General features: G+C 66.2%; 13 protein-coding genes and 1 pseudogene. 10 read left to right on the top strand and 4 right to left on the bottom strand.

All coding sequences use genetic code 11. The features are described 5' to 3' along the window. Positions 1–170: 170 nt before the first annotated feature. Positions 171–1,247 carry a photosystem II q(b) protein gene (gene psbA / locus VB716_RS06400; protein WP_197155171.1) on the bottom strand — a complete coding sequence of 359 codons (1,077 nt, stop codon included), beginning with the start codon at positions 1,245–1,247 and terminating at the stop codon, positions 171–173. 334 nt (positions 1,248–1,581) lie between these two features. Further along, positions 1,582–3,048, bottom strand: coding sequence for a YcjF family protein (locus VB716_RS06395; protein ID WP_323270027.1), 1,467 nt, complete (start codon positions 3,046–3,048; stop codon positions 1,582–1,584). Positions 3,049–3,203: 155 nt separating this feature from the next. Between VB716_RS06395 and VB716_RS06390 the strand changes: the two genes are divergently transcribed. From VB716_RS06390 to VB716_RS06370, 5 genes are all read left to right on the top strand, one after another. Next, positions 3,204–4,121 carry a cation diffusion facilitator family transporter gene (locus tag VB716_RS06390; RefSeq protein WP_323270026.1) on the top strand — a complete coding sequence of 306 codons (918 nt, stop codon included), beginning with the start codon at positions 3,204–3,206 and terminating at the stop codon, positions 4,119–4,121. Beyond that, entirely contained in the window at positions 4,114–4,647 is a 534-nt protein-coding gene (locus VB716_RS06385) for a hypothetical protein (RefSeq protein ID WP_197155176.1), read from the top strand. Before VB716_RS06390 ends, VB716_RS06385 begins: the two co-directional genes overlap by 8 nt. 15 nt (positions 4,648–4,662) lie before the next feature. Then, positions 4,663–5,187 carry a hypothetical protein gene (locus VB716_RS06380; protein WP_197155178.1) on the top strand — a complete coding sequence of 175 codons (525 nt, stop codon included), beginning with the start codon at positions 4,663–4,665 and terminating at the stop codon, positions 5,185–5,187. A 5-nt stretch (positions 5,188–5,192) separates the two neighbouring features. Beyond that, entirely contained in the window at positions 5,193–6,206 is a 1,014-nt protein-coding gene (trpS, locus tag VB716_RS06375) for a tryptophan--tRNA ligase (protein WP_322757008.1), read from the top strand. 348 nt (positions 6,207–6,554) lie between these two features. Next, the gene (locus tag VB716_RS06370; protein ID WP_197155182.1) at positions 6,555–7,145 is read left to right on the top strand and encodes a glycoside hydrolase family 104 protein; all 591 of its coding nucleotides are present in this window, start codon (positions 6,555–6,557) and stop codon (positions 7,143–7,145) included. A gap of 2 nt (positions 7,146–7,147) precedes the next feature. Here VB716_RS06370 and VB716_RS06365 read toward each other — a convergent pair whose 3' ends face one another. After that, complete coding sequence (locus tag VB716_RS06365; protein ID WP_323270025.1) at positions 7,148–7,618, bottom strand: NINE protein; 471 nt, start codon at positions 7,616–7,618, stop codon at positions 7,148–7,150. A gap of 17 nt (positions 7,619–7,635) precedes the next feature. Continuing rightward, a complete protein-coding gene (locus tag VB716_RS06360; RefSeq protein WP_322758826.1) occupies positions 7,636–7,938 on the bottom strand; it encodes a DUF2605 family protein in 303 nt (100 codons plus the stop codon). Positions 7,939–8,303: 365 nt separating this feature from the next. Here VB716_RS06360 and thrS point away from each other — a divergent pair, with 365 nt between their 5' ends. The 5 genes and pseudogenes from thrS to VB716_RS06335 form a co-directional block, all read left to right on the top strand. Continuing rightward, on the top strand, positions 8,304–10,034 hold the full coding sequence (gene thrS, locus VB716_RS06355; RefSeq protein ID WP_322758825.1) for a threonine--tRNA ligase: 1,731 nt from the start codon (positions 8,304–8,306) through the stop codon (positions 10,032–10,034). Positions 10,035–10,044: 10 nt separating this feature from the next. Continuing rightward, positions 10,045–11,070, top strand: a complete 1,026-nt coding sequence (glk, locus tag VB716_RS06350; protein WP_197170146.1) for a glucokinase — start codon at positions 10,045–10,047, stop codon at positions 11,068–11,070. Positions 11,071–11,140: 70 nt separating this feature from the next. Next, positions 11,141–12,088 carry a homoserine kinase gene (gene thrB / locus VB716_RS06345; RefSeq protein ID WP_197155190.1) on the top strand — a complete coding sequence of 316 codons (948 nt, stop codon included), beginning with the start codon at positions 11,141–11,143 and terminating at the stop codon, positions 12,086–12,088. A 142-nt stretch (positions 12,089–12,230) separates the two neighbouring features. Further along, complete coding sequence (locus VB716_RS06340) at positions 12,231–13,817, top strand: NAD(P)H-quinone oxidoreductase subunit 4 (RefSeq protein WP_322757006.1); 1,587 nt, start codon at positions 12,231–12,233, stop codon at positions 13,815–13,817. A gap of 52 nt (positions 13,818–13,869) precedes the next feature. Beyond that, a pseudogene (locus VB716_RS06335) lies at positions 13,870–14,569 on the top strand (M3 family peptidase); the annotation flags it as partial.

The raw sequence follows: 14,569 nt of genomic DNA, 5'->3' as shown, positions 1-14,569 counted from the left end.
CCGGCATAACCAGAAAGAGCCTAGGCACCCTGGCGGGCAGACCCCGCCGCTGAACCAGCGACGGGCAGGCATCAGAAAGCCCCGCAGGAGTAACCCTGCAGGGCTGTGGATCGAATCGAGACGCTTCCGCTGGGATCGTGGGATCAGCGTGGCGAAGCGGCCCCCTGGGATCAACCGATGGTGGGTGCCGTCAGGGCCACAGGTGCGGCACTGCTGGCTGCCAGGTCGAGCGGGAAGTTGTGCGCATTGCGCTCATGCATCACTTCCATGCCCAGACCAGCGCGGTTGAGGATGTCGGCCCAGGTGTTCACGACCCGGCCCTGGCCATCCAGGATCGACTGGTTGAAGTTGAAACCGTTCAGGTTGAAGGCCATCGTGCTCACGCCCAGGGAGGTGAACCAGATGCCGACCACCGGCCAGGCGGCCAGGAAGAAGTGGAGGCTGCGGCTGTTGTTGAAGGAGGCGTATTGGAAGATCAGGCGACCGAAGTAACCGTGGGCAGCCACGATGTTGTAGGTCTCTTCCTCCTGGCCGAACTTGTAGCCGTAGTTCTGGCTCTCGCTCTCAGTGGTTTCACGCACCAGCGACGAGGTCACCAGGGAGCCGTGCATGGCGGAGAACAGGCTGCCGCCGAACACACCGGCCACCCCCAGCATGTGGAAGGGGTGCATCAGGATGTTGTGCTCAGCCTGGAACACCAGCATGAAGTTGAAGGTGCCCGAGATGCCGAGCGGCATGCCATCGGAGAAGGAGCCCTGACCGAAGGGATAGATCAGGAACACGGCGAAGGCTGCCGACAGCGGAGCGCTGTAGGCGACGCAGATCCAGGGACGCATGCCGAGGCGGTAGGAGAGTTCCCACTGCCGGCCCATGTAGGCGGAGATGCCGATCAGGAAGTGGAACACCACCAGCTGATAGGGACCGCCGTTGTACAGCCACTCATCGAGGCTGGCGGCTTCCCAGATGGGGTAGAAGTGCAGGCCGATGGCGTTGCTGGAGGGAACAACAGCACCGGAGATGATGTTGTTGCCGTAGATCAGCGAGCCGGCGACCGGCTCACGGATACCGTCGATGTCGACGGCAGGGGCGGCGATGAACGCCACCACATAGCAGATGGTGGCGGCCAGCAGGCAGGGGATCATCAGCACACCGAACCAACCCACGTAGATGCGGTTGTTGGTGGAGGTGACCCACTCACAGAAGCTTTCCCAGCTTCCGCTGCGGCCGCTGCGGACGGCAGTGGTCATGGATGAAGAGGACGGATGGGATGGAGGTATGGGGTCCGCTTGTGCGCTGCGTTTGTGCACTGCGCTGGTGCACTGAGAGCTGCCGATGCTATGGGGAGACCATGGGCCGGGCAACGTCTGGCGACACAGCGGCAACCCGCAACCGCTCCAGGGAACATCAGCCGGGGAAACCCGGAATGCAACCGAAGCGATCAGCCGACGGGATGATCCCGAACGGTTAGAAAAACGTTACGTGAACTGATTAGAGAGCGCCGGCGATTCGCTGCCTGGGAAATACATTGTTTCGTTGCTTCAGGTTGCTTTACTTCAGAAGTAACGATCCTGTTACATCTGTTCAGGTCGAGGCCTGCGGCAGAGCTGGTACGGCGCCGTTGATGCGGTTGGACTGTTCCTGCACCCAGTTGCGACCTTGCTGCAGGAAGGCTGCCCAATCGAGTTTCTCGGCCTCGGCGGCCCGGGCGACCAGCAGCGGTGCCTGGCGCTTGATCCGTTCCAGATCAGGGGCGGCCACTCCGGCGGTCAGGGCCAGCATGTCGGCCATGGCATGGCCCACGACCCGCGTCAGGTAAGCCGCGCTGACTGCCTGCACCGTGCCACCGATCAACCAGGTGGCTCCATGCAGCTTGATCGCGGCGGCCAGGGCCTGGGTGCTCCACTCCACCACGCCCTGGGCCAGGGCTGCCTTGCCCAGCTCCAGGGCCGCGTCGCGCAACTGTGCCATCGACCAGGAGCAGCCCCAGAGGCGCGCCATCTCCTGCAGCATCAGGCCGTTGGCCACCGCCAGCACCAGCAGATCCAGGCTGGGCACCGGAGCGGCGAAGACCCCCGCCGCCACGATCCACTGGGTGCGCTGCTGCAGCTGGATCCAGCGCTGGCGGCGCAGCTGTTCCAGGTCGGCCTGCCAGCGGCGATGCAGCAGGCGCAGGCTGCGCAGCCGGGCGTCACGACGGAGCTGCAACGGTCGCTGCCGCAGATCCAGCGCCAGCGGTTCCAGGGCAGCCGCGAGAGTCTCGCTCGACCCATCCCAGAACAGAACCCGCGCCGCCTGCCCCGCAGGCAGCTGGGCGGCCAGCTCCTGGCGCATGCGCTGCGCCGACCCGTCTTGCACGGACCCGTGGAACGTGGCCAGCAGCCACAGACAGGGACAGTCGTCCAGGCCTTCCAGCCAACGGAGATCCGCGGCGCTGAGGGGCAGCCGCAGGTGGTACAGGAGCACATCACAGCGCTCGAACAGGGTTGGCCAGCGCCAGTCCGGGCTGCTCGCCGGCAGAGGCCGGGCCCAGTGCAACGCCAGGGCGGCCCGACCCCGCAGGGCGTCACGCATCGGCGTCATCGCGGTGGCTTCCGGAAGTTGAACCCCCACCAGCGCCAGGCTCAGGCCGGGCTCCTCCTGGCTGGAGCGCCACTCCTGCAGTTCGCGCCGTCGTTCCTGCTGCCGAGACCCCTCCGCCCCTTCCAGCTGGACGAACTGCTCCATCAGGCCTTCGCAGCGCTGCAGCAGTCCGCTCGCGGTGGCCGGCAGTCTGGCGGTGACCGTCCCCCTGCCGGAGAGCCAGACCAGGCCAGCGGCGGCGGCGGCGGCCGGCAGCGCCGCTGCCATCAGCCCATGGCCGACATGGCCGAGCAGATCGCTGACCAGCCAGCCGCTCCCTGCCACGACCACCACGGGTAACCAGGGCCCTCGACGCAGCAGACGCCGCACCGCTGGACCCAGAGCTGAAGGATCGGTCGCCGGTTCGGTTGCCGCTGAATCCGTGGCGGCACCAGGAGCCGCTGGGCTGGGGTGGTCTGGGCTGGTCACGAAGGAACGGCTGGGACCCGAACATGCCGAATCTCTAGCTCAGCCGCCTCCGGATCAGCCGCCCGTAGCGCCGGCCACCATCGCTGGCTTCTGTGAGCACCGTGTTCTGTGGATTTGCCAATAGGTTTGGGAGCCACGCGCATCGAGATCCGGACATGGCCGTCGGGGCGGGGTCCGACAATCGCGGGCAGGTGCAGCGGGTCCTGTTGATCGCCCTGGCGGTCAACGTGGTCATGAGCCTGCTGAAGCTGGCGGTCGGACTGTTCACGGGGTCTCTGGCGGTGCTGGCGGATGCCATGCACAGCGCCACCGATGGCCTCTCCAGCCTGCTGGGCCTGTTCACCAACGGTCTCTCCGATCCTCGCCCCGATCGGGATCATCCCTATGGCCACCACAAATACGAGGCTATCGGCGCCCTGGCGATCGCCGCCTTCATCCTGTTCGCGGCCTTCGAGATCCTGCAGACGGCCGTGCAGCGCATCAGTGTCGGTCTGACCCCGCTGCGGGTGGATGCGCCGGAGCTGCTGCTGCTGCTGCTGGCCCTGGGTTTCAACATTCTCCTCTCTGGTTACGAACACGGCGAAGGACGCAGACTCGGCAGCCGGCTGCTGATCGCCGACGCCCTGCACACCCGCAGCGACATCTGGACAACCCTCGTGGTGCTGGTCGGCCTTTGCGGTGCGGTGTTCCTGCGTCAGAGTTGGCTGGATGTGGCGCTGGCGATCCCGCTCTGCGTGCTGCTGGTCAAGGTGTGCTGGTCGGTGATCACCACGAATCTCCCCTGGCTGGTGGACCAGATCGCGATCGCTCCGGAAGCCATCCATGCCGTGGCGATGGCCGTACCCGGAGTGCTGAATTGCCACGACATCGCCAGTCGTGGTGTGCTCGGTCAGCAGGTGTTCATCGACATGCACCTCGTCGTGTCGGCCAACGATCTGCCCACCGCCCATCGCATCACTGAGTTGGTGGAGGAACACCTGGAGGAGCGTTTCGGCCCGGTGCGTTGCACCATCCACCTTGAGCCCCCGGAATACGCCAGTGCGGAGATCACCTTCCGAGGAACCCATGGCTGATCTGCTGCCTGGGAATCCACCGCTGCTGCGGCCGAGCCAGATGGCGCTGGTGAATCGCCTGATTGCCGACCTGCGCGCCGCTCCCGCCTGGCATGGTCAGCTGCCGGTACTGCTGCTGGACCGCTGTTGGTTGCGGCTCGAGGTGGTTCCGGTCGAATCCCTGGCGACGGCCCTGCCTCCCGATGGCAGCGGTGAGGCTCCTGAGCTCGCGCGATTCCGCCAGCTGCGGGCAGAGGGCCTGGAGGACTGGGCCGCACAGCTGCAGTGCTGGGAGGAGTTTGACCTCCTGCCGTTCCAGCAGGCCTTGCGGCGCTACTGGAGCCGGCAGATGCGCGGTGATGACGGCTGGACCCTGCCGGCCTACCTGGAGTTGTTGCGCTGCTACCGCCACAGCCTCGAGTGTGGTGTTCCTCACCTGCCCCTGCTGGTCCTGCCCCGCCAAGGCAGCGGTGAGACCCACCGTCTGCACTGGCTGCAACGACCGTTCGCCTCCACCTGTCCGTCGATGCGGCACACTTGCGCCTGACTCAGGGCTGCGGCAATGGCCGACGACACCACCCCCTCCATCTCCAAGGACCGGCACGACGCACCCAGCCGTGGTGGCCGCCCCGGTCCCAACCGTGAGCCCGGTGGTTTTCGCATCCGCCTGAGTGACAACGAGATGCGCTCGGCCCGGGCTCTGCAGGAGGCCTTCGGTCTGCGCTCCACCGTGGCCGTGCTGGGCTTTGCGGTGCGCAGCCTGGGCCAGATGCTGGACCAGGGTCAGCTCGATGCCCTGCTGGCCGAGCACCGCGCCCAGGGTGATGCCCGGCCATCGGGTGATTCCCGCCCAACGCGCCGCAACGAGATTCGTCGTGGCGAAGGCCGTCCGGCACCAGCGGCCCGGGCCAACCCCTTTGCCCGTCCGGCCCGCCCCGCCGCGACGCCGATCGAAGAGGAGGTGGCTCCTGCCGAAGCCCCGGCTGACGATCAGCTGATCAGCTCTGAGACCGACAGCAGCGAATCCACCGATTCGGAACCAGCCACACCTGAAGCGACAGCTTCTGAAGTGGCCGCCGCCGGCTGACTGCGATGGCTCGGCAACGGGTTCTCTCCGGTGTCCAACCCACCGGTGCCTTGCATCTGGGCAACTGGCTCGGCGCGATCCGCAACTGGGTCGGCCTGCAGGACAGCCACGACACCTTCTTCTGTGTTGTGGACCTGCACGCGATCACCGTGCCCCACGACCCGGCCAGGCTTGCTGAGGACACCCTCACCACAGCGGCGCTCTACCTGGCCTGCGGCATCGATCCGCAGCGTTCGACGGTGTTCGTCCAGAGCCACGTGGCGGCCCACAGCGAGCTCTGCTGGCTGCTGAACTGCGTCACCCCGCTGAACTGGCTGGAGCGGATGATCCAGTTCAAGGAGAAGGCGGTCAAGCAGGGCGACAACGTCTCCGCCGGTCTGCTGGATTACCCGGTGCTGATGGCGGCGGACATCCTTCTCTATGACGCTGACCTGGTGCCGGTTGGCGAGGATCAGAAGCAGCACCTCGAGCTGGCCCGTGACATTGCCCAACAGCGGATCAACAGCCGCTTCGGCAGTGAGGAGGCGCCGCTGCTGCGGGTGCCTGAACCGCTGATCCTCCAGGACGGGGCCCGGGTGATGAGCCTCACCGATGGCCGCAGCAAGATGAGCAAGAGCGATCCCAACGAGGGCTCTCGCATCACCCTGCTCGACCCCCCCGAGCTGGTGACCAGAAAGATCAAGCGTGCCAAGACCGATCCCACCATGGGCCTCGAGTTCGGCAACCCCGAGCGTCCAGAAGCCGACAACCTCTTGGGCCTTTATGCGGTTCTGAGTGGCCTGGGGCGCGAGGCGGCCACAGCCCAGTGCGCCTCCATGGGATGGGGCACCTTCAAGCCACTGCTGGCCGAAACGGTGGTGGAGGCCCTGCGTCCGGTTCAGGAGCGTTACCGCGATCTGCGCAGCGACCCGAGCCAGTTGCAGCAGGTTCTGGAGCTGGGCAGAGAGCGGGCCGAGGCCGTGGCCAGCACCACCCTCCAGCGCCTGCGCGACGCGCTGGGCTTCTATCCACGCTCATAGGTCGATCAGTAGTTGCGGGTGTGGATCGTCATCAATTGTGATCTTCTGCTGATCGAAGGGCTGCTCGTTGATCAGTGCAGCTGATCAGACTGTCAGTTCCCTCGGTGGTGATGCCCAGGTAGCGACGGCGAAGCCCCACGTGTCAACTCCCTTCGCTCGCCTTGTGTTGCGGTTTGCTCATGGAGCCTGGACTCATGATCCCCAGTCCGAAAGCACGCCGTGGGAGCTTTGTCCACCCCCCAGTGCATGGGGGTGGCGGCCCCTCCCAGCTAACCGTCAGTCTCTCTGGACTCGCGATCAGCCCTTCTGATTTCTTCGACCCGATCCCGTTTCTCCCTGCTGCTCGCCTTGCCGCTCCTGCCCTTGGTGGCACCGGCACCCGGCAGGCAGCCCGAGGCGGTTCCGGCCGTGCAGCAGCACCAGGCCGCCACCGCCGCTCTGGCCGGAGGCCAGGCCACGGCCTATGCCATCAGTCCAGAGCGCCGCGCCCTGCTCAACACCATCCGCTTCGCCGAGGGCACCTGGGTGGGCGGCAGCCATGACGGTTACCGGGTTCTCTACGGGGGCGGCCGCTTTGCCAGCCTGGCGCGCCATCCCGAGGTGACGGTCAGGCGGCGCTATACCAGCGCCGCCGCCGGTGCCTACCAGTTCCTGCCGGGAACCTGGCGGGAAGCACAGCAGCGCCTTGGTCTGCCCGACTTCGGCCCCGCCAGCCAGGACCAGGCCGCCCTGTTCCTGGTGGATCGCCGCGGTGTTCTCGATCTGTTCGACCGCAGGGGCCTGGATGCCACGGTGCTGGCCCGCCTGGCGAACGAGTGGGCCTCCCTGCCGGCCAGCCATGGCGGCAGTGCCTACGGCCAGCCTGTGAAGCGGGCAGACCAGCTGGTGCGCTTCTATCGGGCCGATCTGCAGCGGCAACGGCAGGCAGGCCAGGCCTGAGCTCAGAATTCGCGGTAGACCACCCGGCCGCGCTCATCGTTCCCGACGTCGAGCAGGTGCTCCCCCATCAGCTGATCGATTTCCTGACGCACCGTGGTGACGTCATCATCACGGCCCAGCTCAAGCGCCAGCATGGCGTCGTTGATGGTGAACCCCTTGGTTCCTGCCTGGCGCGCCAGAACGAGCAGCTGACGCTGCAGGCTGGGGGTCTTCTCCGCATCGGCGGCCGCCAGGGCCTCATGCAGGGCCAGGGGTTGATTGGCCGTGCGTACCAATTCGGGCATGAGGAACAGATCCACCAGCTGGCCAATGCCGCAACACCCCAGGGTGAGCAGCCACAGGGTGCCGCTCACCGGCCGTCGGGTGTAGAAGCGCTGAAGGCCGCAGACCCCCATCAGGCCCAGGGCCCAGAGCACATAGCCCACGGCAATGTGACGGCGTTCCGGAGGCAGCACCGGCGAAAGGGAAGGCATAGACCGTGTTGACGTGGTCAGGGAGCTGCAGGAACCACAATGCCCGCCTGCCGAAGCCGGCTTGCCAGGGCCCAGACCCGGAGCACCAGCTGATGCCAGGGAGCCAGGGATTCCATGTCCAGGGCCATCGGGGTGGAGATGGCGGCCCGCAGGGCACGGGCGGCGGCCACGTCCTTGAGGGCCTGTTCCAGGGACTCCGCCAGAGCCTGGCGTTCGGCGGCTGGCATCACCGCCTCCGGGCAGTGCTGCAACAACACCTGACCGCGTTGCAGCCAGTCGCTGAAGTCATCCATCAGGGGACTGAGCAGCCCGTCAAGCAGGTCGCCTTCCAGAGAGCCAGTCGACAGCGGCCCCGTGGCTGGCCCTGTCGCTGGCTCTGGAAGTGGCCTTGGCAATGGATCCGAAATTGGATCCGAGGGATCAGGAAACGCGGACTGGCCCATCTCAGCAGGCTAGGCACGATCACCCCAGCCAGAGCGATCGGTGCTGTTCAGGGCTCGATGGGGCTGCGTAGGATCGCCCTTCGACCGACTCCTGTGCCGTGACCGTGACCCGCTCCGCCGATCCTGCACCGAGCGGCAGCGGCAGCACCACTGGCACGGAGCCAGCCGTTGAGGCAGCGGCGGCTCCGCTGGTCCTGCCGAAAACGAGCGAGAGCGAGCAGCTGCTGAAGATTCGCCACTCGATGAGCCATGTGCTGGCGATGGCAGTGCAGAAGCTCTTCCCCAAGGCGCAGGTGACCATCGGCCCCTGGACCGAGAGCGGCTTCTATTACGACTTCGACAATCCGGATCCGTTCACGGAAGCCGATCTCAAGGCGATCAAGAAGGAGATGATCCGGATCATCAATCGCAGGCTGCCGCTTGAGCGCATCGCCGTGAGCCGCGAGCAGGCTGAAGCGAAGATCAAGGCCCAGAACGAGCCCTACAAGCTGGAGATTCTGGCGGGCCTCAGCGAGCCCATCACCCTCTACACGCTGGGCGAGGAGTGGTGGGATCTCTGCGCCGGCCCCCATGTGACCAACACCAGCGAACTCAACCCCAAGGCCTTCGAGCTCGAAAGCGTTGCCGGCTCCTACTGGCGCGGGGATGAGACCAAGGCCCAGCTGCAGCGCATCTATGGCACCGCCTGGGAGACCCCCGAGCAGCTGGCGGAGTACAAGCACCGCAAGCAGGAGGCCCTGCGCCGCGATCACCGCCGCCTCGGCACCGACCTTGACCTGTTCGCGATCGAGGATGAAGCCGGTGCCGGCCTGGTGTTCTGGCATCCGCGTGGTGCCCGCATGCGCCTGCTGATCGAAGACTTCTGGCGCGAGGCCCACTTCGCCGACGGCTATGAGCTGCTGTACACCCCCCACGTGGCGGACATCAGCCTCTGGAAGACCTCCGGCCACCTCGACTTCTACAGCGAGAGCATGTTCGGGCCGATGCAGGTGGACGAGCGCCAGTACCAGCTCAAGCCGATGAACTGTCCGTTCCACGTGCTCACCTACGCCAGCACATTGCGGAGTTACCGCGAGTTGCCGATCCGTTGGGCTGAGCTCGGCACCGTGTATCGCTACGAGCGGCCCGGCGTGATGCATGGCCTGATGCGGGTGCGGGGCTTCACCCAGGACGATGCCCATGTGTTCTGTCTGCCGGAGCAGATCGGTGATGAGATCCTGCGGGTGCTGAATCTGACCGAAACGATCCTGTCCGCCTTTGATTTCCGGAGCTACGAGATCAATCTCTCCACGCGGCCGGAGAAATCGATCGGCGATGATGCCGTCTGGAACCTGGCCACGCAGGGTCTGATCGAGGCGCTGGATCGCAAGGGCTGGGCCTACAAAGTGGATGAGGGCGGTGGTGCCTTTTACGGGCCCAAGATCGACCTCAAAATTGAGGACGCCATCGGCCGGATGTGGCAGTGCTCCACCATCCAGCTCGACTTCAATCTGCCCGAGCGTTTCAACCTCGAGTATGTGGCTGCCGATGGAAGCCGCCAGCGACCGATCATGATCCACCGCGCCATCTTCGGCTCGCTGGAACGCTTCTTTGGCATCATGACCGAGAACTACGCCGGCGATTTCCCCTTTTGGTTGGCCCCAGAGCAGATCCGTCTGCTGCCGGTCACAGATGAGGTGCGTCCCTATGCCGAGGCGCTGATGGCCCAGCTCAAGGCCTCCGGCGTTCGCGCCACGATCGACCACTCCGGCGATCGTCTGGGCAAGTTGATTCGCAATGGCGAGCAGATGAAGATCCCGGTGCTTGGGGTGATCGGTGCCAAGGAAGCCGAGGCCGGTGCGGTCAGCCTGCGCAGCCGCCGCGATGGAGATCTGGGAAGCGTGGCGGGGTCTGACCTGATCGCGGCCGCCACCCTGGCCAATCAGCAGCGAGGTGCCGCTCTGGTCCTGGCTGACCAACCGATCCAGGCCTGAGGCCGGCCTGATGACCACTCTGCTAGCAGGTGACATCGGCGGCACCAAGACACTCCTGGCTCTGTACCGCAGCGCAGCGGATGGACTGGAGTGTTTGCGGCAGCAGCGTTTCACCTCCGCCGCCTGGCCCGATCTGGCGCCGATGGTGCAGGCGTTCCTGGAGGGTGAGGAGCGGCCTGATGCCGCCTGTCTGGCCGTGGCTGGACCGGTGCAGGCTGGGCGGGCCCAGCTCACCAACCTCCCCTGGCAGTTGAGCAGTGAGGCGCTTGCTCGCGAGTGCACGATCCCCAGGCTCGAACTCGAGAACGATTTCGCGGTGCTGGTCTACGGCCTGCCCCATCTCGGCGCCGATCAGCAGGTGCAGCTTCATCCCGGAGTGCCTGAGCCTTCAGCCCCCCTGCTGATCGTGGGGGCTGGCACTGGACTGGGTGTGGCCTACGGGGTTCCTACCAGTGAGGGCCTGCAGGCCATGGCCAGCGAAGGGGGCCACGGCACCTTCGCACCGCGCTCCGAGTCCGAATGGCAGCTGAAGTGCTGGTTGCAGGCAGACCTCCAGCTGGAGCGGGTCTCGATCGAGCGGGTGGTGAGTGGCACCGGGCTTGGCCATGTGGCCCGCTGGCTGCTGGCGGAGCGGCCCGCCGCCCAGGGCCACCCCCTGGCCCCGGTGGCCGAGCGTTGGCAGGCGGCCTTGCAGGGAGACAGCACAGAAGCTCCTGAGGATCTGCCAGCCGCCACCGCCCGCGCCGCCGCCGGTGGCGATGCGCTTGCCCTGGAGGCCCTCGATCTGTGGCTGGGGGCCTATGGCAGCGTCTGTGGGGACCTGGCCCTCACCGGCCTCAGCCGAGGAGGCCTCTGGCTGGCCGGCGGCACTGCTGCCAAATTGCTCGATGAGCTGGGCTCCACAACGTTTCGGGAGGCTTTCCTCGGTAAGGGTCGCCTGCGTCCCCAGCTCGCCTCCCTGCCGATCACGGCTGTGGTCGATGAAGGCATCGGTCTGTTCAGCGCCGCCTGTCGCGCGCGCATGCTGCTGCACTGAATGCACCCGCTCCCGCCCCAGCGGGTGGGACACTGGCCGCTTAGGACCCGTGTGCGGAAGGCAGATACCGATGGTGCGTCCCCAGATCGGCCAGGGCGTGTTGGTGGATGTGCCCGCCACCACAGCCAACATCGGGCCCGGCTTTGACTGCCTGGGAGCGGCGCTCCCGCTGGATAACCGCTTCGAGCTGCGTTGCATCGAAGGCGGCAGTGATCGCTTCGATCTCATCATCGAGGGCAGCGAAGGCGCCCACCTGCGCGGTGGGCCCGACAACCTCGTGTACAGAGCCGCCCAGCGGGTCTGGCGGGAGGCCGGCGAGGAGCCGGTGGCCCTGGAGGCTCGCGTCCGCCTGGCGGTGCCGCCGGCCCGTGGCCTCGGCAGCAGTGCCACGGCAATCGTGGCGGGCCTGGTGGGCGCCAATGCCCTGGTGGGTGAACCTCTCAGTCAGGAGAAGCTGCTGGAGCTGGCCATCGACATCGAGGGCCATCCCGACAACGTGGTGCCGTCCCTTGTGGGTGGCCTCTGCCTCACCGCCAAGGCGGCGTCGCATCGCTGGCGGGTGGTGCGCTGTGAATGGTCGGATCAGGTCAGGGTCGTGGTGGCGATCCCGTCGATCCGGCTGACCACCAGCGAGGCGCGCCGGGCCATGCCCAAGAGCATCCCGATCCCCGATGCGGTGATGAATCTCGGTGCTCTGACGCTGCTGTTGCAGGGGCTGCGCACCGGCAACGGGGATCTGATCACCGATGGCATGCACGACCGTCTGCACGAGCCCTACCGCTGGGGGCTGATCCAGGGGGGACGGGCCGTGCGGGAGGCGGCGATCGCGGCTGGCGCCTGGGGCTGTGTGATCAGTGGAGCGGGTCCCACGTTGCTGGCCCTGGGCACAGACTCTGTGACCGAGGCGGTGGGCCAGGCCATGGTGACCGCCTGGGAGCGGGAGGGGGTGTCGGCCCGCTCCGAAGTTCTGGGCATCCGCCACCGCGGCAGTCAGTGGGAACCCCTGCCCCTGCGCTGAGCCGGCAGATCAACCCTGTGGGCTGAGTATTTCTGCTCAGGATGAGACCGTCGAGCTGATAGATTCGCCGCAACTTCCTTCACGTGCCACAGAACGTTGTGGTTCGGGGTTCAGGAGGCCAACAACAAGTCGCTTTCTGGTGATGGACGCCAACCTCTTCCTTCTGGTCGCGTCCTCCCCCTCTGTGTTCGATTCCGCCTCCTTTCCCTGGCTGAGCCTGATCGTGCTGCTGCCGGCGGCGGCAGCCCTGGTCATGCCCCTCCTGCCGGGAGATGGCAGCGATCCCCGTCTGCCGAGGGGCATCGCCCTCGGGGTGCTGTCGCTGGATTTCGCCCTGATGCTCTGGGTGTTCAGCCGCCACTTCGAAGGTGGCCTCAGCGGTCTTCAGCTGGTCGAGCGGGTGCCCTGGGTTCCTGCCCTCGGCCTGGAGTGGTCGCTTGCCGCCGATGGCCTCTCCGCTCCCCTGGTGGTGCTGAGCGGGCTGGTCACCTTGCTGGCGGTGGCGGCCAGCTGGTCGGTGAATCGCAAGACACGCCTCTATTTCGCGCTGATGCTGATCCAGGCTTCAGCCCAGGGACTGGTCTTCCTCTCCCAGGATTTCCTGCTGTTCTTCCTGGCCTGGGAGCTCGAGCTGGTTCCCGTCTATCTGTTGATCGCCATCTGGGGTGGCAACCAGCGCCAGTACGCCGCCACCAAGTTCATCCTGTACACCGCCACGGCGTCCCTGCTGATCCTGATCAGTGGTCTGGCCCTGGCCTTGTCCGGTGATGGATTCACCCTCAATCTGTCCGAGCTGGCCGCCCGCTCCCCCGGTGGAACCTTCGGATTGCTCTGTTATCTCGGTTTCCTGGTGGGCTTCGGCGTGAAGCTGCCGATCTTCCCGCTGCACACCTGGCTGCCGGATGCCCATGGCGAGGCGAATGCGCCGGTCTCGATGCTCCTGGCTGGTGTCCTGCTCAAGATGGGGGGCTATGCCCTGCTGCGCTTCAACGTCCAGATGCTGCCCGAAGCCCATCTGCAACTGGCTCCTGCGCTGATCGTGCTCGGGATCGTCAACATCATTTACGGCGCCCTCAATGCCTTCGCTCAGGACAACGTCAAGCGCCGCATCGCCTGCAGCTCGGTGAGCCACATGGGCTTCGTGCTGCTGGGCATCGGTGCCATTGATGCGCTCGGCATCAGCGGTGCCCAGCTGCAGATGATCAGCCATGGCCTGATCGCCGCGGCCATGTTCTTCGTCACCGGCGTGTTCTACGAGCGCACCAAGACCCTCTCGATCCCGAACATGGGCGGCCTGGCCAAGGCCCTGCCGATCACCTTCGCCTTCTTCCTGGCCAGTTGTCTTGCCTCCCTGGCACTGCCGGGCATGAGCGGCTTCGTCAGTGAGATCACCGTCTTCCTCGGGGTGACCGCTAATGACGGATTCACCGTGGGATTCCGGGTGATCACGATCGTGCTGGCGGCCATCGGCCTGGTGCTGACGCCGGTGTATCTGCTTTCGCTCTGCCGGCGTGTGTTCTTCGGACCCAGAATCCCCGCCCTGGCCGTGGTGGGCGATATGAAGCCGCGCGAGCTCCTGATCGGCCTCAGCCTGCTGGTTCCGACCCTCGTGATCGGCTTCTGGCCTCGCGTGGCGATCGACTTCTACGAAGCCAGCACCAATGCCCTGGCCACCGAGCTGGCCGATCAGGCCCAGATCGCCCTGGGTCGGTTGACCGCCCTCGGCTGAACCACGGCCGCTCCGCCAACCCTGTGGAATGGGAGCCAGACTGCTCCCAGCCATGACGCCCAGCGCCGTTGCCATTGCCGATCCCAGCCTCCCGTTGCTGGTTGGTCAGGGACTGCCCCCGTTCGATGCAATCACTCCGGAGCAGGTGGATCAGGCCATTCCGGCGTTACTGGAAGAGCTCAACGCTGGCCTCTCGGCCCTGGAAGATCAACTCAGCTCCCGGCTGCATGACGACGTTCCCCTGACCTGGAACGAGGTGATGGATCCGCTCCAGCGGCTGGGGGAGCGGCTGCGCTGGAGCTGGGGTGTGGTGAGTCATCTCAACGGGGTCTGCAACACGCCGGAGCTGCGGCAGGCCCACCAGCAGCAGCAGGGTGGAGTGGTCGCCTTCGGCAACCGGGCTGGCCAGAGTTCAGTCGTCTATGCCGCCCTGCAGGCGTTGGACACGCAGCACCAAGGCGCCGCCGAGGGATCCGCTCTGCGCCTCGATGCCACCCAGCAGCGCATCCTCACCGCTGAACTGCGGGACATGCAGCTGCGCGGCGTGGGTCTGGAGGGCCCGGCCCAGGAGGCCTTCAACGCCGCCAGCCAGGAGCTGGCGGAACTGGCCACGAGCTTCAGCAACCATGTGCTCGACGCCACCAACCAGTGGAGCCTGGTGTTGAGCGATGAGGCCGATCTTGAGGGATTGCCCGCCAGCCTGCGGGAGCTGCTGGCCCAGGCGGCCCGCGAGGCCGGCGACAACCGCGCCG

Source organism: Synechococcus sp. CCY9201 (genome assembly GCF_034931105.1).
Lineage (GTDB): Bacteria > Cyanobacteriota > Cyanobacteriia > PCC-6307 > Cyanobiaceae > CBW1002.
This window is presented reverse-complemented; position numbering and strand designations above follow the sequence as displayed.

Bases quoted from the DNA above. Each gene is read 5' to 3' on its own strand.
- VB716_RS06365 (WP_323270025.1), bottom strand. From the start codon at position 7,618: ATGCCTTCCCTTTCGCCGGTGCTGCCTCCGGAACGCCGTCACATTGCC.
- trpS (WP_322757008.1), top strand. From the start codon at position 5,193: ATGGCTCGGCAACGGGTTCTCTCCGGTGTCCAACCCACCGGTGCCTTG.
- thrS (WP_322758825.1), top strand. From the start codon at position 8,304: ATGAGCCATGTGCTGGCGATGGCAGTGCAGAAGCTCTTCCCCAAGGCG.
- VB716_RS06385 (WP_197155176.1), top strand. From the start codon at position 4,114: ATGGCTGATCTGCTGCCTGGGAATCCACCGCTGCTGCGGCCGAGCCAG.
- psbA (WP_197155171.1), bottom strand. From the start codon at position 1,247: ATGACCACTGCCGTCCGCAGCGGCCGCAGCGGAAGCTGGGAAAGCTTC.
- thrB (WP_197155190.1), top strand. From the start codon at position 11,141: ATGGTGCGTCCCCAGATCGGCCAGGGCGTGTTGGTGGATGTGCCCGCC.
- VB716_RS06340 (WP_322757006.1), top strand. From the start codon at position 12,231: ATGGACGCCAACCTCTTCCTTCTGGTCGCGTCCTCCCCCTCTGTGTTC.
- VB716_RS06390 (WP_323270026.1), top strand. From the start codon at position 3,204: ATGGCCGTCGGGGCGGGGTCCGACAATCGCGGGCAGGTGCAGCGGGTC.
- glk (WP_197170146.1), top strand. From the start codon at position 10,045: ATGACCACTCTGCTAGCAGGTGACATCGGCGGCACCAAGACACTCCTG.
- VB716_RS06380 (WP_197155178.1), top strand. From the start codon at position 4,663: ATGGCCGACGACACCACCCCCTCCATCTCCAAGGACCGGCACGACGCA.